Raw genomic sequence first — 19,828 nt, 5'->3', positions numbered from 1 at the left:
GGCCTGGTTCCACGTGGAACCAGGCCCCTTCGTCATGCCCGGGCGCCGAGGGTCGGCGACGACGCCCCGACCGAACGCGACCCCGCCGCCTCAGGGGTGCGCTGGCACCTGGACCCCACGGATGAGCAGGTCGCGCAGGGCCGGCAGCGGCACCGGCCGGGAGAAGAGGTAGCCCTGCGCGAACAGCGCGCCGAGCTCACGCACCGCGTGCAGCTGCTCGGCGGTCTCGACCCCCTCGACGACGCAGGCCAGGCCCAGGTCCCGCGCCAGGGTGTTGACGGAGCGCACGATGACGGCGTCGCGCTCGGAGCCGGGCAGGCCGCGGACGAAGGCCTGGTCGACCTTGACGAAGCTGACCGGGAACCGGCGCAGGTAGGTCAGGGAGGAGTAGCCGGTGCCGAAGTCGTCGATGCCGATGCCGACGCCGTGGTCGCGCAGGGTGTTGAGCTGGGTCAGGGTGGCGTCGTTGAACTCCAGCAGCGCGGACTCGGTCAGCTCCAGGGACAGGCCGTCCGGCTCCAGCCCGGTCTCCTCGAGCACGCCGAGCACCTCGGCGGCCAGGCCCGGCAGGCCGGCCTGACGAGCGGACAGGTTCACGGTCACCGCCATCGCCCAGCCGGTCTCCCGGCGCAGCTGTGCCACCTCGGTGCAGGCCTGGCGCAGCACCCAGGAGCCGAGCGCCGTGATCAGGCCGGTCTCCTCGGCCACGTCGACGAGCTCGGCGGTGCGGATCAGCCCACCGTCCCGGTCGACCATCTTGACCAAGGCCTCTGCGCACACCACCTCGCCCAGGGTGAGGTCGACGATCGGCTGGAAGTGGACCTGCAGGCCCTCACCGGCCAGCCCGCGGCGCAACGCGGCGGCGGTCCGCGTGCGGGACTGGTTCGTGGCGTGCAGGGACTCGTCGTAGACGTCGGCGCGGTCCTTGCCGCGCCGTTTGGCGAGGTACATCGCCGCGTCGGCACGCCGGACCAGCTCCTCGGCGTCGAGGAACCGGGCACCCCCGGGAGGTGAGCTGAGCGCGATACCGATGCTGGCGGTGACGTCGAGCTCACCACCGGAGAAGGGGATCGGTGTGGCGAGGGCGTGCTCGACCCCGGCCGCGAGCTCCATTGCCTCCGCGTGGGTGGACACCCCGCAGCAGACGACGACGAACTCGTCCCCGCCGAACCGGGCGACCAGGTCCCCGGGACGGACGGCCAGGGGGAGGCGGCGCGCGACCTCCTGCAGGACGGCGTCGCCGGTGGAGTGGCCGTGGGTGTCGTTGACCAGCTTGAAGCTGTCGAGGTCGACGAACAGCACCGCCAGCTCGTCGGTGGAGTCGACCAGGGCGCTGAGGCTGCGGCCGAGGCTGCCCCGGTTGGCCAGTCCGGTGAGCGCGTCGTGCTGCGCCTGGCGGTGCAGGTCGGCCTCGGCCTGACGCCGGTCGGTGATGTCCTCGACCTGGGCCAGGGTGTAGTTCCGCCCGTCGGGGAAGGTCACCCGGGTCACCGAGAGCAGGCCCCAGACCACCCGTCCGCTGGAGTGCAGGTAGCGCTTCTCCACCCGGTAGACCTGACCGGTGGTGTGGTCGAGGGTGGCGCTGATCCGGGCGTTGCCGGCCACGTCGTCGGGGTGGGTGAAGACGTCCGAGGACCGGCCGATGATCTCCTCCTCCGGCAGCCCGAGCATCGCCGAGAACGCGGGGTTGACCGAGACGAAGTGCCCGAGGCTGTCGGACAGGGCCATCGCCACCGGCGAGCTGAGGAACATCGTGCGGAACCGCGCCTCGTGGGCGGCGCGCTCCTCCAGGGCCCGCTGCCGCTCGAGCACCCGGGACAGCTCGTGGGCGACGATGCGCAGCGTGCCGCGGTGGTCTGTGGCCGCGGCAGCCTCGCCGGTGTCGAAGAACTCGCAGACGCTCGTGACCCTGTCGCGCAAGGTCACCGGCACGACGTGCGTGGTCCGCACCCCGGCGTGCCCGAGCGCGGCCTCGAACGCGTCGTCCGAGGTCGGGTCGACGTCGAACACGCCGGCGCCGTCACTGTCGGTGACCCGCCCGTTGGCGCCACTCGCGTCGAACCCGGTCAGCACCACGGTGGGCGCCTGGTCGAGGGCGAGCGGGAGGACGTCCGAGGCGGGGCCGGCCGCCACGTGTCGCACGGGCGCAGCGGGGACGGGGCGGTCGTCCCCGGTCGCGCACGGCCGAAGCAGGGCCGCGGCGAAGCCGAAGTGCTCGCACGTCGCCCGGAGCGCCTCGGCCGCCGCCTCCTCGATGGTCAGCGCGTCGTGGGCAGCGGTGGCCACGGTGTGCAGCAGCCGCAGCCGGGCCGCGGCCTCCACCGACTCCTGGTGGGCGCGGGCGAGCAGCTCACGGGACCGGGTCTCCTCGGTGACGTCGCGGACCTCCATCTGCACCGCGGTCTGGCCCTCCCAGGGCACGGCGCTGGCCGTGATCTCGACGATGATCCGTCCGCCGTCGAGCCGCACCGCCTCACGGCGCCCGGCGATCTCGCTGCGCCCCGCGAGGATGTTGGCGATCATCGAGGCCGCCTCGGAGCGGTCGGACTCGGGGATGACGTCGAGCACCGCCCGGCCGAGCAGGTCCTCCTCGGTGGCCGCCCCGAGCAGCCGCAGCGCGGCGGCGTTGGCGAAGCGGAACCGCCCCTGGACGTGCACGACGATCGCGAACGGGGAGTGCTCGACCAGGGCGCGGTAGCGCTGCTCGGTCTCCGCGAGGGAGCTGCGGGTCCGCTCCAGCTCGGTGACGTCGGTGGCGATGCTCGCCACGGCGTAGGTGCGCCCGGAGACGTCCATGAGCGGGAAGCGCTGGGTGACCCAGGACTGCGGTCGTCCGCGGTCGTCCAGGAAGGTCTCGTGGCTGGTCCGCGCCTCCCCGGTCTGCAGCACCAGGGCGTCGTGGGCGCGGACCCCGGCGGCGGAGGCGGCGGGAAGGACGTCCTCGACGAGCCGCCCCACGAGGGCCTCCACCGGACGCTGCAGGAGCGCGGCGAAGGCGTCGTTGACCAGCAGCAGCCGGCCCTCGTCGGCGCTGCGGACGCTGATCACGGCGTCGGAGTGACGCAGCAGGCCCTCCAGGTATGCCGTGACGTCGGCGAGGCCGGCCTCGGCAGGGAGGGGGACGTTCACGAGCACCCTCCTGTCGCCGGCGCAGGGGAGCTGGGCCGTCCCCTGTTGGCCGCCAAGGCTAGCCAGCGGCGCGGTCGTCACGGTCGTTGTTTGCCCAAAGATGTCCCTTCCGCTGGTGTCCTGTGCCCCTCCCCGGGCCGGGGGGACCCGGCATACGCTGGCCGCACCCGCGCCCCTGAGCGAGAAGGACACCAGCCGTGAGCATCCCTGCCCCCCGCATCACCCACCTCGTCGGCGGCGCCCCCTGGACGGGGGTCGCCGAGCGGACCAGCCCGGTCTACAACCCCGCCAGCGGTGAGGTCACCGGCCAGCTCGACCTCGCCTCGGCGGCCACCGTCGACGAGGTCGTCAAGGTCGCCCACGACGCCAGCCGCGAGTGGGGACAAGCCTCGCTGACCCGGCGGGCCCAGGTCCTCTTCGCGTTCCGGGAGCTGCTCAACGCCCGCAAGGAGGAGATCGCCGCGCTCATCACCGCCGAGCACGGCAAGGTCCTCTCCGACGCCCTCGGCGAGGTCACCCGCGGGCTCGAGGTCGTCGAGTTCGCCTGCGGCATCCCGCACCTGCTCAAGGGCGGCTTCAGCGAGAACGTCTCCACCAAGGTCGACGTCTACTCCATCCGCCAGGCGCTCGGCGTCGTCGCCGTCGTCTCGCCGTTCAACTTCCCGGCGATGGTGCCGATGTGGTTCGTCCCGATCGCCGTGGCCTGCGGCAACGCCGTGGTCATCAAACCCTCCGAGAAGGACCCCTCGGCGGTCAACGCGGTCGCGCAGCTGTGGAAGGAGGCCGGCCTCCCCGACGGGGTGGTCAATGTCGTCCACGGGGACAAGGAGGCGGTGGACCGGCTGCTGGAGCACCCCGACGTCAAGGCCGTCTCCTTCGTCGGGTCCACCCCGATCGCGAAGTACGTCTACGAGAAGGGCACCGCCGCGGGCAAGCGCGTGCAGGCCCTGGGCGGGGCGAAGAACCACATGGTGGTGCTGCCCGACGCCGACCTGGACCTCGCCGCCGACGCCGCGGTCAACGCGGGCTTCGGCTCGGCCGGGGAGCGGTGCATGGCCATCTCGGCGCTGGTCGCGGTCGAGCCGGTCGCGGACGACCTGGTCGCGCGGATCCGCGAGCGGATGGCCACCCTGCGCACCGGTGACGGGACCCGGGGCTGCGACATGGGCCCGCTGGTCACCGGCGCGCACCGGGACAAGGTCGTCGGCTACGTCGAGGCGGGGGTCGAGTCGGGCGCCACGCTCGTGGTCGACGGGCGGGAGGGTGATGTCGACGGCGACGAGGGCGGCTTCTGGCTGCGCCCGACCCTGTTCGACCACGTCACCCCGGACATGTCGATCTACACCGACGAGATCTTCGGCCCGGTGCTGTCGGTGGTGCGGGTGCCGAGCTACGACGCGGCGCTGGAGCTGGTCAACGCCAACCCCTACGGCAACGGCACGGCGATCTTCACCAACGACGGTGGTGCCGCCCGGCGCTACCAGAACGAGGTCGAGGTCGGCATGGTCGGCGTCAACGTGCCGATCCCCGTGCCCATGGCCTACTACTCCTTCGGTGGCTGGAAGAGCTCGCTGTTCGGTGACAGCCACGCCCACGGCACCGAGGGCGTGCACTTCTTCACCCGCGGCAAGGTGGTCACCTCACGCTGGCTCGACCCGAGCCACGGCGGGCTCAACCTGGGCTTCCCCACCCACGACTGACCGCGCAAAGGCGCGTGACGGTCAGGTGCGGGAGGCCCCGGTGACCAGCCAGGCGTCGCTGCGGGAGCGCCAGCCCAGCGCCACCCCGCGCAGCACCATGAACCCGACGAACACCCACCAGAGCACGGTGAGGGCGTGCGCCTGGGCGGTGGCGGGGTCGGGCCCGGCGAGCAGGTCGGCCGCAGCCCGGCGGACCGCGAGCACCGCCGGCAGGTAGTGCGCGAGCAGCACGACCTGCGCACCGGCGAGCCACCGGCCGTCGCCGGCCCCGATGAGCACCCCGTCGAGGACGAACACCACGCCGGAGACGGGCTGGGACAGTGCCACGACCACCAGCGCTGCGGCGAGGGCCGCGCGCACCGCCGGGTCCGTGCTGAACAGGTCGGGAAGGAGGTTGTGCAGGGCGAGGACGAGCGCGCCGAGCACCACTCCCGCGCCAGCGCCCCAGCGCAGCATCGTCGTCGTCGCCGAGCGGGCGGCGGCCACGTCGGCCGCGCCGAGCGCCTTGCCGGTCAGGGCCTGCGCCGCGATGGCCAGGGCGTCCAGGGCGAAGGTCAGGAAGCTCCACACGGTCGCCGACACCTGGTAGCCGGCCAGAGGGACGTCGCCGAGCCCCGCCGCCACCCACGTGGTGAGCAGCAGCACGGCGCGCAGCGCCATGGTGCGCACCAGCAGCGGCACGCCCTGCCCCGCCGCGTGCAGCACCCGCGCCGGGTGCGGCCGCAGCCCGGCCCCCAGCCCGCGCGCCCGGTGGGTCACGACGAGGACCAGGCCGACCGCCATACCGGTCTGGGCGAGGACCGTGCCCAGCGCGGACCCGGCGATGCCCAGGTGCAGGCCCAGGACGAGCACCAGGTTGAGGGCGAGGTTGGCGCTGAAGCCCGCCACCGAGGCCACGAGCGGGGTGCGGGTGTCCTGCAGCCCGCGCAGGACGCCGGTCACCGCGAGGACGAGGAGCATGCCCGGTATGCCGAGCGCGGACACCCGCAGGTAGGTCACCGCCTGCGCGTGCGCGGCCGGGGAGGCGCCGAAGACGGCGGCGACCGGGTCGGCGGCGAGCCCGACGGCGGTGGCGGTGACCACGCCGAGGGCCAGCGCGAGCCACAGCCCGGCGAGGCCGGCCTCGATGGCCATCCGCTGCGACCCGGCGCCGACCTGACGGGCCACGGTGCTCGTGGTGCCGTAGGCCAGGAAGACGAAGACGTTCGCCGCGGTGACCAGTGCTGCGCTGGCCACGCCGAGACCCGCCAGCGGGGCGGTGCCGAGGTGGCCGACGATGGCCGAGTCGGCCAGCAGGAACAGCGGCTCGGCGATGAGCGCGAGGAACGCCGGCACCGCCAACCGCAGGATCTCCCGCTGCTGGCGGCTGGTCGTGGTGCTGCTCCGGGCCGTCACGGCGGGCAGCCTAGGCCGGTGCCGCCCCGGGCGTCGGTAGGGTCCGCCTCGTGACCGGACGTGAGGCGGTGCTGGCGTGGGTGGCCGACCAGGTGGTGGGCCTGCCCGCCGACCGGGTGCGCCGGGTCGGGGTGGACGGGGTCGACGGGGCGGGCAAGACGGTCTTCGCCGACGAGCTGGCGGTGGTGCTCTCCGGCCGCGGGGAGGGCGTGGTCCGGGCCTCGGTGGACGGGTTCCACCACCCCGCACCGGTGCGCCACCGCCGCGGCCGGAGCTCGCCGGAGGGCTTCTTCCGCGACTCCTACGACTACGCCCGGATGCGGGAGGCGCTGCTCGACCCGGCGGCGCCCGGCGGCTCCGGGATGGTGCGCACGGCGGTGCACGACGTGGCGGCGGACGCGCCGGTCGAGACGCCACCCGTGCCCGTCGGCGCCGGGGACGTGCTGCTCGTGGACGGGATCTTCCTGCACCGCCCCGAGCTGCGCGGGCACTGGGACTGGTCGGTGTTCCTGCAGGTCGACTTCGCGGTGTCGGTGCCGCGCGGGGCCGGCCGGGACGGCACCGACCCGGACCCGGCGGCGGACTCCCAGCAGCGCTACGTGCAGGGGCAGCGGCTCTACCTCGCCGAGTGTGAGCCGCGCCGGCACGCCAGCGCGGTCATCGACAACACCGACCTGGCCGCGCCGCGGGTGCTCACAGGTTCTTGAGCGCTTCGCGGCGCGACAGCGGCGCCATCCGGTCGCCCCACGCGGCCACGACCTCGCGCACCCAGTCCCCGGCCTCCGGGCCCAGGTGGGCGTGCTGGCGCAACGCCCAGCCGATCGCCTTGCGGATGAAGAACTCCCGGTCGGCCAGGTTGGGCTCGATGACGTCGACGAGCAGCTGCCGGTCGAGCTGGTCCTTGCTGGAGAGCTGGCTCAGGATCGCGGTCCGCCGCACCCACAGGTCGGGGTCCCGCGCCCACTGCCGCATCCGGTCGGCCTCGGTGTCGGGGTGCGCCCGCAGGACGTCCCCGATGCGATGCGAGGCGATCTCGTCGACGACATCCCACCACGCCCCGGTCACCACCAGGTGCCGGAAGAGCGGCACGCTGGCCACCTCCCGCGCCCAGGCGCGGTAGGTGCGGTGCCCCGCGAGGGCCAGGGCGGCATACCGCTCCTCCCGGTATGCCGCGTCGTCCCACAGGCAGCGCACCGCCGCCTCCCACTCCGCCCGGTCGGCGAGCCGGTGGGCGGGGTCGGCCAGCAGCGGGCGCAGGGTGGCCCGCTGCACCGGGGAGGTCAGCCCGCGGAACGGCATCGCGGACTTCATGTAGGCCTGCTGCCCCGTGGCGCGGGCGGGGTCGGCGGCCTCGGCCAGGGCCGCCCGGACGGCGCGGACCAGGGCGGCGCCAGGGGCCGCCGGGGTGGTATCGGGCATGGGCGCACCGTAGCGGCGATCTTTTTTCTGTCCACAGCCGGTGGACGGCTGTTTGTGCACGCCAGCGTGCGTGGCGCCGCAGGTTGTCCCCGGCAATTCACAGGGTTGTCCACACCGTGTGCACACTCGTCCACGGCGTGGTGCACAGGTTGTCCCCACCTTGTCCACAGGCCTGTGTTGAGGGGCTGCCACCCGCGGACCTACCGTTCTCCGCACGGGCGTTCCTGGCCGACACGACGGCCACCTTCCGGGGGAGTGTCAGACCACAGTGGTTGTCTGGTGTCACAGCCGGAGCACCCGGTGCGGCCGTGTTCATCGAAGGGGACCAGGTGTCGATCGCGGAGCTGGATGTCAGCGCCTACGGCGGTTCGTCGTCCCCCGACGGCCCAGACATGGACCGCCTGCCCCCGCAGGACGTCCACGCCGAGCAGAGCGTGCTCGGCGGCATGCTGCTGTCCAAGGACGCCATCGCCGACTGCGTCGAGACGCTCAAGGGCGTCGACTTCTACCGCCCGGCCCACGAGCTGATCTACGACGCGATCCTCGACCTCTACGGCCGCGGCGAGCCGGCCGACGCGATCACGGTCTCCGACGAGCTGAGCAAGCGCGGTGACCTGCAGCGGGTCGGCGGCCAGGCCTACCTGCACCAGCTGATCCAGTCGGTGCCGACGGCGGCCAACGCCGGCTACTACGGCCAGATCGTGGCCGAGCGGGCGGTGCTGCGCCGCCTCGTCGAAGCGGGCACCCGGATCGTCCAGCTCGGCTACGCCCAGGGTGGCGGCGACGTCGAGGACATCGTCAACGCCGCGCAGGCCGAGGTCTACGCCGTCGCGGACAAGCGCGGCGGCGAGGACTACCACGTGCTGGGCGACATCCTCGAGGCCGCGGTCGACGAGATCGAGCACGCTTCCGGCAGCAGCGGCGAGATGACCGGCGTGCCCACCGGGTTCACTGACTTCGACGCGCTGACCAACGGCCTGCACCCCGGCCAGATGATCGTCGTCGCCGCGCGTCCCGCGGTCGGCAAGTCGACCTGGGCGCTGGACATCGCCCGGTCCGCGGCGATCAAGCACAAGCAGGCCACCGTCGTCTTCAGCCTGGAGATGAGCCGCACCGAGATCACCATGCGCCTGCTGTCGGCCGAGGCCGGTATCCAGCTGCAGCACATGCGCAAGGGCACCATGCGCGACGAGGACTGGACCCGCCTCGCGCGCACCATGGGCGAGGTCTCCGACGCGCCGTTGTTCATCGACGACAGCCCCAACATGTCGCTGATGGAGATCCGGGCCAAGTGCCGCCGGCTCAAGCAGCGCAACAACCTGCGCCTGGTGATCATCGACTACCTGCAGCTGATGAGCTCGGGCAAGCGCGTCGAGTCCCGCCAGCAGGAGGTCTCGGAGTTCTCCCGTGCGCTCAAGCTGCTCGCCAAGGAGCTCGAGGTGCCGGTCATCGCGCTCTCGCAGCTCAACCGTGGTCCCGAGCAGCGCACCGACAAGAAGCCGCAGATGAGCGACCTGCGTGAGTCGGGATCGATCGAGCAGGACGCCGACATGGTGATCCTGCTGCACCGCGAGTCCCTCTACGAACGCGAGTCGCCGCGCGAGGGCGAGGCCGACCTGATCGTGGCCAAGCACCGTAACGGCCCCACCGACACCATCGTCGTAGCGTTCCAGGGCCACTACTCGCGCTTCACCAACATGGCCTCCAGCTTCTGATGTCGTCGATCACCAACGGGGTCGCCACGGCGGCCTCCTGGGAGGCGGAGTACGCCCACGGCCGCTACCTCGAGGCGGCGCCGCTCAGCTTCGTGCGCGACATCCTCGACGCCGCCGCCGACGCGCACCTGCCCGGTGAGGCGCTCTACGTCGGGTGCGGCAACGGTCGCAACGTGGAGCCGCTGGTCGACGCCGGCCTGGACGTGCTCGGCCTCGACATCGCGCCCACCGCGATCGCCCAGGCCCGGCGCCGGCTGCCCGAGCGCGCCGACCGGTTCCGGGTCGGCAGCCTCGACGACCTGCCCTCCGGGGCGACCTGGCCTGTGGTCATCGGCATCCAGGTGTTCCAGCACGGCACCCGCGCGGAGGCGCACCGTCACCTCGCCGCCGCGGCGGAGCGGGTGGCGCCCGGGGGCCTGCTCTGCGTCCGGGTCAACGCCTCGGCCACCGACGTCTGGCCGGCACACCGGGTCATCGAGCTCGGTGACGACGCCGGGTTCACGGTCCGCTACACCGACGGGCCCAAGGCCGGGCTGGCGGTCCACTTCTTCGCCGCGGACGAGATCCGTGAGCTGCTCGGTCCCGCGTTCATCCCCGTGCGCGACCTCAGCCTCGACGTCACCCAGCGCGAGGCGCCGGGCGTGGGCCAGTGGTCCCAGTGGGAAGGCATCTGGCGCCGCGACGGCGCCTGAGGGCCCCCCGGACCGCGGCTGAGAGGACTGCACCGGTCGGGCAGGTCACGGGCAGGGGCAGCGCCGCTCCTGCGGAAGGAGCCCCGGCCCACCAGAGACGTCGACCGTCGCAGGAGCGCTGTCAGCCGGCGTGGCCACCACGCTGATGGCCGGCGACTCGAGCGCCGGGACGGCCGACGCGTTCGTGGCCGTCACGAAGGGGCTCTGCACCTCGCCGACCGAGGTCAGGGCCGAGACCATGGCCACGGTCAAGGCAGCCACGATCAGCAGCGACGCACCGATCGCTCCGGCCATCTGCCGACGCGTCCACCCCACGGAATCCCACCCCTTCGCCGGCCACGGGATGTCCGGGCCATGCGCCAGTATGCCGCGGAACATCATGAAAGGGACCCCATGAGTGAGCCACTGACGACGGTCCGGCGTCTGGTCCAGGACATCCAGCCCTTCGACCAGCACGAGGAGGCCGACCAGGATGCCGTGCTGCGCTGGCTTGGCGAGACCGACGACGTCTTCCGGCGCGCGGAGCCCCGCACCCCGCCGCAGCACCTCGTCTCCTACTTCCTGCTCGTCGACCCGAGCGGTCCCCAGGTCCTGCTCGCGGACCATCGCAAGTCGGGCCTGTGGTTGCCCGCTGGCGGCCACGTCGAACCGGGGGAGAGCCCGGTGGACACCGTTCGCCGCGAGGTCGTCGAGGAGCTGGGCATCGCCGCGACCTTCCCGGCCTGGCTTGGCGAGAAGGCGTTCTTCCTGACCGTGACCGAGACGGTGGGTGAGCCCAGTGCGCGGCACGTGGACGTCAGCCTCTGGTTCGTCCTGCAGGGTGCCCGGCGGCAGGCGCTGGCGCCGGACCCGCGCGAGTTCCGGGCGGTGCGGTGGTGGACGCCGCAAGAGGTGGCCGCGGCCGATCCCGCGATCTTCGACCCCCACCTGGGACGCATGCTGGCCAAGCTCGCCGGGGTCATCCCGGGCCAGCTCGGTCGGGAGACTTCGACGACCCGCTCGTGATGCCGGAACGGCCATGACGAAGCAGGCTGGCCGCACGAGCGGACGCCTCGAGAAGACCGTCATCGACTGCCCTGACCCCCGCCGGCTCGGGGACTTCTACTGCGAGGCCCTTGGCATGCAGGTCACCGAGGACCAGGAGGACTGGGTGGTGATCGGGTCCGCACCGGACCGGCGCGAGGTGGCCTTCCAGCGGGTCAGCACCTGGCGGCCCCCACGGTGGCCGGACTCCGAGCACCCCCAACAGCTGCACCTCGACATCCGCGTGACCGACCCGGACGAGGCCGAGCGCCAGCTCCTCGCCGCCGGCGCCACGCGGACCCCCGGCGCCCGCGAGACCGGCTTCCGCGTGTTCGCGGACCCGGTGGGCCACCCGTTCTGCATCGTCTTCGGCTCCATCGGCGGCTGAGCCGCGCCCCGCCGCCCGTCAAACCGCGCAGGGGCGAGGCGAGAGCCCCGTGCATTCACCGGTGGTGCGGGTGCCCGTGGGTCGCGACCGTGGCCGGCAGGGACGTCCGAGCCGAAGGAGGCCGCCGTGGACATCTCCGGCTACTGGCCGCTCCTGCTCGCCGGGCTCGTCGGCTCCTTCGCCCACGAGGGGATGCGGGCACTCTCCGCGTTCGTCGACGGGGTGCGTCCCGGCGCGACCGAGCTGGCCTGGTCCGTCCTGCTCATCGTGCTGGGAGCCGCCGCCCCGCTGCTCTACGGCACCGGCACCCGATCCTTCTTCGAGGCGGTGCAGCTCGGGGTGAGCATCCCGGCGATCGTCTCCCTGGGCTTCCGCGCAGCCACCCCCCAGAGTGTGCGCGCCGAGCCACGCGGCGCGGGGTACCCGCGCTGGGCCAACTACCTGTCCTGGCGGTTCTGAGCCGTCCCGGTCCGGTATGCCGGGCCGCCACCACCGCGCCGGAAATGGCTCCGGCTGCGGCGGCGTCCGTGGCAGGGTCGGGGCATGACCGATGTCCCGATCGAGCCGGCGGCCGCGGCCGACCTTCCCCACCTGGTGCGCCTGGAGGTGGATGCCGGACAGCTGTTCCACACCGTCGGCCTGCACGAGGTGGCCGAGCACGAGGCCACGGTCGAGGAGCTGCAGGAGCCGTTGGCACAGCAGCGGATCTGGGTCGCCCGACGCGATGGTGAGGTCGCGGGATACGTCATGGCCGAGGTGCTGGACGGCAACGCGCACGTCGCCCAGGTCTCGGTCCCGCCCAGGCACGGGCGGCAGGGGATCGGGCGGGCGCTGGTCCGGCACGTCGAGGCGTGGGGGCAGGCCGCGGGTTGCCCGGCCACGACCCTGACGACCTTCCGTGACGTCTCGTGGAACGGGCCGTACTACGCCCGACTGGGCTACACCGAGCTCCCCGCAGCCGCCATCGGACCGGAGCTCGCCGCGACCATGGCCCGCGAGGCGTCGATGCCCGGCATCGACGCCGACCAGCGCTGCGCCATGGTCAAGCCGAACGCAGCGAGCACCGAGCCCCTCCAGCACTGAGCCTCGCCAACACCTTTGCCGCGCCCGGACCGGCGGCGCGACACTCGGGGCATGCTGACGCCCACGCACCTGATGGCCTTCGCCGCCGTTGCGGCGGTGGTGGTCGCCGTCCCCGGCCCCAGCCTGCTGTTCACCATCGGCCGGGCGCTGTCGGTCGGCCGAGGGCCGGCCCTGTTCACCGTGCTCGGCAACGGGATCGGCCTGCTCGCCCAGGTCGCCCTGGTCGCCGGAGGCCTCGGGGCGCTGCTCGCCGCGTCCGCCACGGCATACACGCTGGTCAAGCTGGCCGGGGCGGCCTACCTGGTGTGGCTGGGCGTCGACGCCATCCGGCACCGGCGGCGGCTGGGAGCAGCGCTCGGGTCCGGCCGCCGGGGCGCCACCGGCGCCTGGGCGAGCCTGCGCACCGGCGTGCTCGTCGGCGTCACGAACGCCAAGACCGTGGTGTTCCTGTCCTCGCTGCTGCCGCAGTTCGTCGACCCGTCAGGCCCGGCCGCGGCCCAGATGCTCGTGCTGGGCACGGTGTTCACCGCGATGGCCGTGGTCGGTGACAGCGTCTGGGCCCTGGCCGCGGGCCGCGCGCGGGACTGGTTCGCCGGGCGGCCGCGCCGGCTGGACGCCGTCGGCGGCGCCGGGGGCGTGATGATGGTCGGCCTCGGTGTCACCGTCGCCCTGACCGGCCGCCCGGACTGACCGCCGGGACGGGGGGGACCGAGGTCCGGCACCGGCTGCGCTCCCGGGGCCACCATCGTGACGTCGACACGAGGGATGAGGCACGGCATGCAGGGACGAGCACGAGCGCCGTGGTGGCGGGGACGGTTCGTGCGCTGGGTGCTGCTGCCCGTCGTGGCGGCCCTCGCCTTCTTCGTCGCAGCGATGAGGAGCGGGTCCCGACCGCTGGTCGACGTCGTCCGGCAGGGCAACAAGCGCGTGCTCAACCCGGTGATGCTGAAGATGGCGGGCCGCCGGCACTGGTACGCCGCCCGGGTCGAGCACGTCGGGCGGCGGTCCGGGCGGCCGTATGCCACCCCGGTCGTCGCGGTGCCTGTCGAGGGTGGCTTCGCCATCCCCTTGCCCTACGGCGACGAGGTCGACTGGCTGCGCAACGTCCTGGCCGCGGGCGAGGCGACCCTTGTGCTCGACGGCGTCCGACACCGGGTCAGGCAGCCGGTGGTCGTGCCGTCCGAGGCCGTCCTCGCCAAGGTGCCTCCGGACTGGGGCACCCGCACCCGGATCTACCGGATCCAGCACTGGCTGCGGGTGACCGAGGCCTCCCCCGGGTGAGCCGCCGTCACACCCAGTGGTTGTCGTGGCGCAGGAAGAACTCGGTGCGCTCCTGGTCGGTCATCGCCTCACGCCGGGCCGCGTCGAAGAGCGTCTCGAAGTAGTCCTCCCGCGGCGCGCCGGGGGCGAACAGCAGCAGCATCGACGCGGGCTCGCCGGACTCGTTGCGGAACCCGTGGATCCCGCCGACCGGGACGTAGAGGAAGTCCCCGGCCGTGGCGTCGACCCAGTCGGTGCCGTCGAAGAGGCGCACGGTGCCGGACAGGATGAAGAACGACTCCGAGAGCGTGCGGTGGAAGTGGGCGTCCGGGCCGCTGACGTGCGGGCCGAAGTCCCAGCGGTAGAGGCCGAACTCGCCGCCGGTCTGCGCCGTCGTGGCCAGGTAGTGGACCTGGTTGCCACCCGGCTGGCCGAGCTCGGGCTCCTGCGTGGCCGGGCGCATCCAGGCGCTGACCTCGCCGGACTCCCCGTGGTAGCGCTCCGGTGGGTACGACATGGGTGGTTCCTTCCTGTGGCGTCGCCGGCAGTCTGCAGCTCAAACCCAGATGGCGCAGGGGATTTCGTCGCTGAACCGCTCCGGTGGTGCGGGCAACGAGCTCGCCAGCCCCGCGGCATACCGCCTCGCGGACCAGGCGGCCGCGGCCGCGTCGAGCACGTCGTCGACCGCGGCCAGCGCGCCGGCCGGGCCGAGGTCCTCCGGCACCGGTATGCCGTGCCGCGCCAGCAGCGCGCGCCGCTCCTGGGTGCCAGCCCAGGTCTTCTTGCCCGCCGCGAGCGGTGCGCCGCCCATGGCTGCGAAGCTCAGCTCGGGGTGGACCTCGACGACGACCGGGTCCGCGGCGTCGCGGACGAGCGCGTCGACCTCGAGGACCTTGGTGCGCAGGGCGAACGCCTGACGGGAGAGGCCCTCGCCGGCCAGCTCGCGGTTCACCGCGACCGCCCCGGCGAAGTCGGCGGTGAGCAGGGCCGGTCGCACGGGCGTGAGGAAGATGGACTGCCACCGCGGGCCGAGGGCCTTGCGCGCCAACACATCCGCCTGGCGCCGGCCGGTATCGGGCAGGCCGATCGGCATGTCGACGGCGACACAGGCCAGCCCTCTGCCGCGCCCCGCCGCGTCAAGCACCTCGGTGATCGTCACGCCGTGCACCGCCGTGACGCGCCGACCCTCGAGGACGATGCCGACCCAGCCGGTGCGGCATCCGTCGACGCCGAGGACACGAACGCTCACCCGGCCTGTCTACCAGCCGCCGACGGCCCGCGGAGGTGACGGCACGGCATACCCGGGAACCGAACGGCCCAAGCGTGCACCGCCGGTCCGGACCCGTTCCACGACGGGTCCGGACCGGGGTACTGTCGGCAGGGACGGGACCGTGCAGGTCCCACAACGGAGCCGACGATGTCCGACAAGTCCCCGCGTCACACCATGTCGAAGAAGTCCGGCAAGTCCATCAAGGAGAAGCGGGCCGAGAAGAAGGCCAAGGCCTCCACCGAGGCGAGCCACGAGTTCATCGCGGGGGCCCGGAAGCGCTGAGCGCCTCCGCCACCGCGGCGATGTCGGCGGGCCCCACCCGGCAGCACCCGCCGACTGCCGACACGCCCGCACCCAGCCAGCCGGCCACCTGTCCGACGGCGAAGGCGGACCCGCCGGTCCACGACCGGGTCCGGGCGTCCCACCCCTCCCCGCTGTTGGGGTAGGCGAGGACCGGCTTGCCCGAGGCGGCAGCCGCGACCGGGACCAGCTCGGCCACCTCGTCCGGCGCGGTGCAGTTGGCGCCGACTGCGACGACGGTGTCGACGTCGGCGGCCATGGCGAAGGCCTCGGCCGGGTCCTCCCCGCGCCGGGTTCGGCCGCCGGCGCAGGTGAGTGACAGCCAGGCCGGTATGCCGTCCAGCCGGGCCAGCTCCTCCAGCAGCGCCTCGACCTCGGCCAGGCACGGCACCGTCTCGACCGCGAGGACGTCGGCGCCGGCCTCGGCCAGCACCTCCAGCCGGGGCCGGTGGAAGGCCCGCAGCCCCCGGACGTCCAGGTCGTAGGCGCCGGTGTACTCCGAGCCGTCGGCGAGGGACGCGCCATACGGGCCGATGGAGGCGGCGATGAAGAGGGAGCCCGGCGCGGGCATGCCGGCACGCGCCTGGTCGGCGAGCCGCACGCTGCGGCGCATCAGCGCCGCGGCCTCCTCCAGGGACAGGCCCGCCGCGGCGAACCCGGCGAAGCTGGCCTGGTAGCTCGCCGTCGTGGCCACTCGCGCCCCGGCGGCGTAAAAGGCCCGGTGGGCCTTGACCACGGCGTGCGGGTCGTCGGCGAGCAGCCGGGCCGACCACAGCGCGTCGGAGAGGTCGTGGCCCTGCGCCTCGAGCTCGGTGGCCAGGCCGCCGTCGAGGACCAGCCCACCCTCGGCCAGGGCAACCGCGAAGTCCGCCATGGCACCATCCTCACCCCTGCCGGGACCGTTGGCCGTTGCGGGAGGCGCCGGGCGCGCGCCACGCTCGGAGGCACGTGACCACGACGGAGGTGTCCTGACATGGCGGTGTGCGAGGTCTGCGGCAACGACTACTACATGTCCTTCGAGGTGCGCACGGTCAGCGGCCAGGTGCACATCTTCGACTCGATCGAGTGCGCGGCGCACCGGCTCGCCCCCGTGTGCGAGCACTGCCGTTGCCGGATCCTCGGCCACGGCGTCGAGGTCGAGGGCCAGCTGTTCTGCTGCGCCCACTGCGCCCGGGACAGCGGGGCGCCCGAGGGCACCGCGATCCGGGACAGCGTCGGGGCGCACCCGGTCGGCTGACGGGGCCCGGCGTCCTCACAGGTCGAGGGCGTAGACCTCGCCCTCGCGGCGGAACCCGATGCTCTCGAAGTACGGCTCGACCATTCCCGGCGGGGTGAGCACCCGGCGGAACCCGTGGTCGCGGAACAGCCCGCTGCGGCGGTAGACGAACTCGCCCGGCGCGAAGTCGCGGAACCGCGGGGTGACGTAGTCGAGGTCGACCTGCGCCGTGCCGGCCCCGGCGTCGCGCACCAGCACCACGCCGACCGTCTCGTCGCCGCGCAGGACGAGGAACGCCGCGCGCCCCGGCACGTCGGGGTCGTAGACCATGTCCGGGTTGAAGTGCCGGATGTCGCCCTCGTGGATGCGCAGGAAGTGGCGCAGGTACTCGTCGCGTGGGGACACCTCGAGCACGGTGTAGGTGCCCTCGTCATGCCGCCCCGCGAGCAGCCGGCGCAGGTGGTAGACGTTGATCACCGCGAGGGTGACGTTGAGCCCGACCATCGGCCAGACCCCGAGGACGCCGTTGTAGGCAATGAGGATGACGGAGCCGACGAGGTTGAGCAGCCTCAGCCGCAGGATGCGGGTCTGGAGCAGCGACCAGACGAGGATGGCCGACCCAACCCAGCCCAGCACCTCCAACCACGCCATGTGCCGGAGGGTATCGCGCACCCTCAGCGCGCGGCTCGGCCCACCGACCGCACGCCCCCCTTGCGCAAGATGTGGTCGCTGAAACGCCCGGAAACCGGTCCTCCGGCGGCCCTAACTTGCGCAAGGTCAGGAGGACAGGGACTCGGCGAGCTGGTCGACCATCCAGTCGAGGTCGTCCTGCCCGATGACGATCGGCGGGGCCAGCCGGATGGTCGAGCCGTGGGTGTCCTTGGCCAGCACACCGCGGGCCAGCAGCCGCTCGCACAGCTCACGCCCGCTCATCAGGGCGGGGTCGACGTCCACGCCGGCCCACAGCCCGCGGGTGCGTACCGCCGTCACCCGGTCGCCGACCAGGTCCAGCAGCCGCTCGCGCATCCGGGCGCCGAGCTCGGCCGCCCGGGCCTGGTACTCCCCGGTCTGCAGCAGCCCGACCACCGCCTGCCCGACGGCGCAGGCGAGCGGGTTGCCACCGAAGGTCGAGCCGTGGCTGCCCGGGGTGAGGACCTCGAGCACCTCCCGGCGGGCCACGACGGCCGAGACCGGCACGATGCCACCGCCGAGCGCCTTGCCGAGCACGTAGGCGTCGGGCACCACGCCCTCGAGCTCGCACGCGAAGGTCGAGCCGGTGCGCCCGAGACCGGACTGGATCTCGTCGGCGACGAGCAGCACGTTGGCGGCGGTGCACATCTCGCGGACCTCGGCGAGGTAGCCCGGCGGCGGGACCTGCACCCCGGCCTCGCCCTGCACCGGCTCGATGAGGACGGCCACCGTGGTCTCGTCGATCGCGGCACCCAGGGCGGCGGCATCGCCATACGGGACGATCCGGAAGCCCGGGGTGAACGGGCCGAAGCCGGCCCGGGCCACCGGGTCGGTGGAGAAGCTGATGATCGTCGTGGTGCGGCCGTGGAAGTTGCCCTCGGCGACGATGATCGTCGCCTGGTCGGCCGGCACGCCCTTGACGTCGTAGCCCCACTTGCGGCTGACCTTGATCGCCGTCTCGACCGCCTCGGCGCCGGTGTTCATCGGCAGCACCAGGTCCATGCCGGCCAGGTCGGCCAGGTCGCGGCAGAACGGGCCCATGCGGTCGTTGTGGAAGGCCCGGCTGGTCAGGGTGATCCGCTCGAGCTGCTCCCGGGCGGCGTCGAGCAGCACCGGGTGGCCGTGCCCGAAGTTCAGTGCCGAGTAGCCGGCCAGACAGTCGAGGTAGCGCCGGCCGTCCACGTCGGTGACCCACGCCCCGGACGCGCTGGCGATGACCACCGGCAGCGGGTGGTAGTTGTGGGCGGTCACCGCGTCGTCGAGCGCGATGTCGCGTGCGGTCAGCGAGACGGGGTCAACCGTAGGTCGCGAGGTCATCTGGCCCTCCGTAGTCGCCGCCGGGCGTCACGATCGTCCCAGCATCCCCGGCGATGATCGCCTGCGCATCCTCCAGCCGTCCGATGGCGGCCATGTCCCCGGTGAGCTCGACGAACCGGCACACCGCGTCGACCTTGGGTCCCATCGAGCCCGCCGCGAACGTCTCCCGCCGCAGCGCCGATGGCGTGACCCGCAGGATCGGCGTCGCCGAGGGCGTGCCGTAACCGCGCTCGACGTGCGGGACGTCGGTGAGGATGAGCAGCACGTCGGCCTCGAGCGCCTCGGCGAGGACGGCGGCGGTGAGGTCCTTGTCGACCACCGCCTCGACGCCGGCGAGCTTGCCCTTCTCGTTGCGGATCACCGGGACGCCACCGCCGCCGGCGCAGACGACGACCGCGCCGCTGGACAGCAGCAGCCGGATCAGCCGGGTCTCGATCACCCGCTGCGGCGTGGGTGAGCCCACCACGCGCCGCCAGGAGTCCTCACCGCCGTCCTGGTGCACCGTCCACCCGCGCGCGGCGGCCAGCCGCTCGGCCTCGGCCCGGGTGTAGACCTCGCCGACGAACTTGGTCGGGTTGGCGAACGCCGGGTCGTGGGCCAGGACCAGGGTCTGGTTGATGATGCTGGCGACCTGCCGCCCGGGCAGGGCGTTCTGCAGGGCCTGCAGCAGCCAGTAGCCGATCATCCCTTGGGTCTGGGCGCCCAGGACGTCGAAGGGGTACGTCGATGCCTCGTCGTAGGCCGACGCCTGCAACGACAGCAGCCCGACCTGCGGACCGTTGCCGTGCGAGATCACCAGCTCGTGCTCGAGGGCGACGGGAGCGAGCCCACGGCAGGCGACCCGGGCGTTCGCCCGCTGGTTCTCGGCCGTGAGCGGCTCCCCGGGCTGGAGCAACGCGTTGCCGCCGAGAGCGACTACGACCCGCACTCCCGGTCAGCTCCCGATCGTCGCGACCATGACGGCCGTGATCGTATGCGGTGGCGCTACCGGCTATTGCGCGCCCGGCTTCAGACTCTTCCAGTCCTCCGGTGCGATCCGGTCGAGGACCGCGAACCGACCGCCTCCGAGCGGCCTGAGCACGAGCCCCTCTCCCTCCGCGACGTCCTCGCCGGTCGCCGCGGAGACGACCTCGCTGTGCGTGACGACGACTCTGTCGGTTCCCGGACGGGGCTTCAGGCCCAGCAGCCGGCGCACGTCGCGGACCTTGCGGCGCCAGGTCGCCGTGCCATC

Annotated in this window: 23 protein-coding genes; 12 read left to right on the top strand and 11 right to left on the bottom strand. The window is 73.2% G+C overall.

What is annotated here, in order from left to right:
* Window positions 1-90: 90 nt before the first annotated feature.
* On the bottom strand, window positions 91-3,129 hold the full coding sequence (locus ACXVGS_RS03640) for a sensor domain-containing protein (RefSeq protein WP_458531448.1): 3,039 nt from the start codon (window positions 3,127-3,129) through the stop codon (window positions 91-93).
* Window positions 3,130-3,332: 203 nt separating this feature from the next.
* On the opposite strand from ACXVGS_RS03640, the gene ACXVGS_RS03635 reads away from it, so the two are divergent.
* On the top strand, window positions 3,333-4,829 hold the full coding sequence (locus tag ACXVGS_RS03635; RefSeq protein ID WP_458536642.1) for a CoA-acylating methylmalonate-semialdehyde dehydrogenase: 1,497 nt from the start codon (window positions 3,333-3,335) through the stop codon (window positions 4,827-4,829).
* Between the two features lie 21 nt (window positions 4,830-4,850).
* Here ACXVGS_RS03635 and ACXVGS_RS03630 read toward each other — a convergent pair whose 3' ends face one another.
* Window positions 4,851-6,224: an MATE family efflux transporter gene (locus ACXVGS_RS03630; RefSeq protein WP_458536632.1), complete on the bottom strand. Its 1,374-nt coding sequence runs from the start codon at window positions 6,222-6,224 to the stop codon at window positions 4,851-4,853.
* 50 nt (window positions 6,225-6,274) lie between these two features.
* Between ACXVGS_RS03630 and ACXVGS_RS03625 the strand changes: the two genes are divergently transcribed.
* Window positions 6,275-6,931 carry a uridine kinase gene (locus tag ACXVGS_RS03625; protein WP_458528549.1) on the top strand — a complete coding sequence of 219 codons (657 nt, stop codon included), beginning with the start codon at window positions 6,275-6,277 and terminating at the stop codon, window positions 6,929-6,931.
* Here the strand turns inward: ACXVGS_RS03625 and ACXVGS_RS03620 are convergent.
* On the bottom strand, window positions 6,918-7,643 hold the full coding sequence (locus ACXVGS_RS03620) for a DNA alkylation repair protein (RefSeq protein ID WP_458528550.1): 726 nt from the start codon (window positions 7,641-7,643) through the stop codon (window positions 6,918-6,920). The two genes, ACXVGS_RS03625 and ACXVGS_RS03620, sit on opposite strands and share 14 nt — an antisense overlap.
* 329 nt (window positions 7,644-7,972) lie before the next feature.
* On the opposite strand from ACXVGS_RS03620, the gene dnaB reads away from it, so the two are divergent.
* On the top strand, window positions 7,973-9,358 hold the full coding sequence (dnaB, locus tag ACXVGS_RS03615) for a replicative DNA helicase (protein ID WP_425465327.1): 1,386 nt from the start codon (window positions 7,973-7,975) through the stop codon (window positions 9,356-9,358).
* Window positions 9,358-10,050 (top strand): class I SAM-dependent methyltransferase, encoded by a 693-nt coding sequence (locus ACXVGS_RS03610; protein WP_458536631.1) that lies wholly within the window; start codon window positions 9,358-9,360, stop codon window positions 10,048-10,050. The genes dnaB and ACXVGS_RS03610 overlap by 1 nt, the downstream gene beginning before the upstream one ends.
* Before the next feature lie 45 nt (window positions 10,051-10,095).
* Here the strand turns inward: ACXVGS_RS03610 and ACXVGS_RS03605 are convergent, their stop codons facing one another.
* The gene (locus ACXVGS_RS03605) at window positions 10,096-10,365 is read right to left on the bottom strand and encodes a hypothetical protein (protein WP_458531444.1); all 270 of its coding nucleotides are present in this window, start codon (window positions 10,363-10,365) and stop codon (window positions 10,096-10,098) included.
* A gap of 78 nt (window positions 10,366-10,443) precedes the next feature.
* Here ACXVGS_RS03605 and ACXVGS_RS03600 point away from each other — a divergent pair, with 78 nt between their 5' ends.
* From ACXVGS_RS03600 to ACXVGS_RS03575, 6 genes are all read left to right on the top strand, one after another.
* Window positions 10,444-11,055 carry an NUDIX hydrolase gene (locus ACXVGS_RS03600; protein ID WP_458531443.1) on the top strand — a complete coding sequence of 204 codons (612 nt, stop codon included), beginning with the start codon at window positions 10,444-10,446 and terminating at the stop codon, window positions 11,053-11,055.
* A gap of 13 nt (window positions 11,056-11,068) precedes the next feature.
* Window positions 11,069-11,461 carry a VOC family protein gene (locus ACXVGS_RS03595; RefSeq protein WP_458528554.1) on the top strand — a complete coding sequence of 131 codons (393 nt, stop codon included), beginning with the start codon at window positions 11,069-11,071 and terminating at the stop codon, window positions 11,459-11,461.
* A 126-nt stretch (window positions 11,462-11,587) separates the two neighbouring features.
* Window positions 11,588-11,920 carry a hypothetical protein gene (locus ACXVGS_RS03590; RefSeq protein ID WP_458528555.1) on the top strand — a complete coding sequence of 111 codons (333 nt, stop codon included), beginning with the start codon at window positions 11,588-11,590 and terminating at the stop codon, window positions 11,918-11,920.
* Window positions 11,921-12,004: 84 nt separating this feature from the next.
* A complete protein-coding gene (locus ACXVGS_RS03585) occupies window positions 12,005-12,544 on the top strand; it encodes a GNAT family N-acetyltransferase (RefSeq protein ID WP_458528556.1) in 540 nt (179 codons plus the stop codon).
* Window positions 12,545-12,595: 51 nt separating this feature from the next.
* Window positions 12,596-13,234: a LysE family translocator gene (locus ACXVGS_RS03580; RefSeq protein WP_458536630.1), complete on the top strand. Its 639-nt coding sequence runs from the start codon at window positions 12,596-12,598 to the stop codon at window positions 13,232-13,234.
* A gap of 87 nt (window positions 13,235-13,321) precedes the next feature.
* Entirely contained in the window at window positions 13,322-13,825 is a 504-nt protein-coding gene (locus ACXVGS_RS03575; RefSeq protein WP_458531440.1) for a hypothetical protein, read from the top strand.
* Between the two features lie 7 nt (window positions 13,826-13,832).
* On the opposite strand, the gene ACXVGS_RS03570 is transcribed toward ACXVGS_RS03575, so the two are convergent.
* On the bottom strand, window positions 13,833-14,321 hold the full coding sequence (locus tag ACXVGS_RS03570; protein WP_458528559.1) for a cupin domain-containing protein: 489 nt from the start codon (window positions 14,319-14,321) through the stop codon (window positions 13,833-13,835).
* Between the two features lie 39 nt (window positions 14,322-14,360).
* Entirely contained in the window at window positions 14,361-15,053 is a 693-nt protein-coding gene (locus tag ACXVGS_RS03565; protein ID WP_458528560.1) for a DUF429 domain-containing protein, read from the bottom strand.
* 168 nt (window positions 15,054-15,221) lie between these two features.
* Between ACXVGS_RS03565 and ACXVGS_RS03560 the strand changes: the two genes are divergently transcribed.
* Window positions 15,222-15,356 (top strand): hypothetical protein, encoded by a 135-nt coding sequence (locus tag ACXVGS_RS03560; protein ID WP_458531438.1) that lies wholly within the window; start codon window positions 15,222-15,224, stop codon window positions 15,354-15,356.
* Here ACXVGS_RS03560 and mmuM read toward each other — a convergent pair.
* Entirely contained in the window at window positions 15,331-16,248 is a 918-nt protein-coding gene (gene mmuM, locus ACXVGS_RS03555; RefSeq protein WP_458536629.1) for a homocysteine S-methyltransferase, read from the bottom strand. The two genes, ACXVGS_RS03560 and mmuM, sit on opposite strands and share 26 nt — an antisense overlap.
* A gap of 99 nt (window positions 16,249-16,347) precedes the next feature.
* On the opposite strand from mmuM, the gene ACXVGS_RS03550 reads away from it, so the two are divergent.
* Window positions 16,348-16,611: a hypothetical protein gene (locus ACXVGS_RS03550; protein WP_458531436.1), complete on the top strand. Its 264-nt coding sequence runs from the start codon at window positions 16,348-16,350 to the stop codon at window positions 16,609-16,611.
* Window positions 16,612-16,626: 15 nt separating this feature from the next.
* Here the strand turns inward: ACXVGS_RS03550 and ACXVGS_RS03545 are convergent, their stop codons facing one another.
* The 4 genes from ACXVGS_RS03545 to ACXVGS_RS03530 all read right to left on the bottom strand — a co-directional run.
* A complete protein-coding gene (locus ACXVGS_RS03545; protein ID WP_458528564.1) occupies window positions 16,627-17,241 on the bottom strand; it encodes a hypothetical protein in 615 nt (204 codons plus the stop codon).
* A gap of 126 nt (window positions 17,242-17,367) precedes the next feature.
* A complete protein-coding gene (gene rocD / locus ACXVGS_RS03540; RefSeq protein ID WP_458528565.1) occupies window positions 17,368-18,597 on the bottom strand; it encodes an ornithine--oxo-acid transaminase in 1,230 nt (409 codons plus the stop codon).
* Window positions 18,575-19,525, bottom strand: a complete 951-nt coding sequence (locus ACXVGS_RS03535) for a carbamate kinase (protein WP_458536628.1) — start codon at window positions 19,523-19,525, stop codon at window positions 18,575-18,577. Before ACXVGS_RS03535 ends, rocD begins: the two co-directional genes overlap by 23 nt.
* Before the next feature lie 63 nt (window positions 19,526-19,588).
* Window positions 19,589-19,828 (bottom strand): hypothetical protein (locus ACXVGS_RS03530; RefSeq protein ID WP_458536627.1); only part of this gene is annotated, 240 nt, incomplete at its 5' end.

The sequence above is a fragment of the Oryzihumus sp. genome (assembly GCF_054325275.1).
This window is presented reverse-complemented; position numbering and strand designations above follow the sequence as displayed.

Coding starts and splice junctions, on each gene's coding strand:
- ACXVGS_RS03560 (WP_458531438.1), top strand. CDS start 15,222: ATGTCCGACAAGTCCCCGCGTCACACCATGTCGAAGAAGTCCGGCAAG.
- ACXVGS_RS03575 (WP_458531440.1), top strand. CDS start 13,322: ATGCAGGGACGAGCACGAGCGCCGTGGTGGCGGGGACGGTTCGTGCGC.
- ACXVGS_RS03550 (WP_458531436.1), top strand. CDS start 16,348: ATGGCGGTGTGCGAGGTCTGCGGCAACGACTACTACATGTCCTTCGAG.
- ACXVGS_RS03570 (WP_458528559.1), bottom strand. CDS start 14,321: ATGTCGTACCCACCGGAGCGCTACCACGGGGAGTCCGGCGAGGTCAGC.
- mmuM (WP_458536629.1), bottom strand. CDS start 16,248: ATGGCGGACTTCGCGGTTGCCCTGGCCGAGGGTGGGCTGGTCCTCGAC.
- rocD (WP_458528565.1), bottom strand. CDS start 18,597: ATGACCTCGCGACCTACGGTTGACCCCGTCTCGCTGACCGCACGCGAC.
- ACXVGS_RS03585 (WP_458528556.1), top strand. CDS start 12,005: ATGACCGATGTCCCGATCGAGCCGGCGGCCGCGGCCGACCTTCCCCAC.
- ACXVGS_RS03620 (WP_458528550.1), bottom strand. CDS start 7,643: ATGCCCGATACCACCCCGGCGGCCCCTGGCGCCGCCCTGGTCCGCGCC.
- ACXVGS_RS03595 (WP_458528554.1), top strand. CDS start 11,069: ATGACGAAGCAGGCTGGCCGCACGAGCGGACGCCTCGAGAAGACCGTC.
- ACXVGS_RS03580 (WP_458536630.1), top strand. CDS start 12,596: ATGCTGACGCCCACGCACCTGATGGCCTTCGCCGCCGTTGCGGCGGTG.
- ACXVGS_RS03600 (WP_458531443.1), top strand. CDS start 10,444: ATGAGTGAGCCACTGACGACGGTCCGGCGTCTGGTCCAGGACATCCAG.
- ACXVGS_RS03545 (WP_458528564.1), bottom strand. CDS start 17,241: ATGGCGTGGTTGGAGGTGCTGGGCTGGGTTGGGTCGGCCATCCTCGTC.
- ACXVGS_RS03610 (WP_458536631.1), top strand. CDS start 9,358: ATGTCGTCGATCACCAACGGGGTCGCCACGGCGGCCTCCTGGGAGGCG.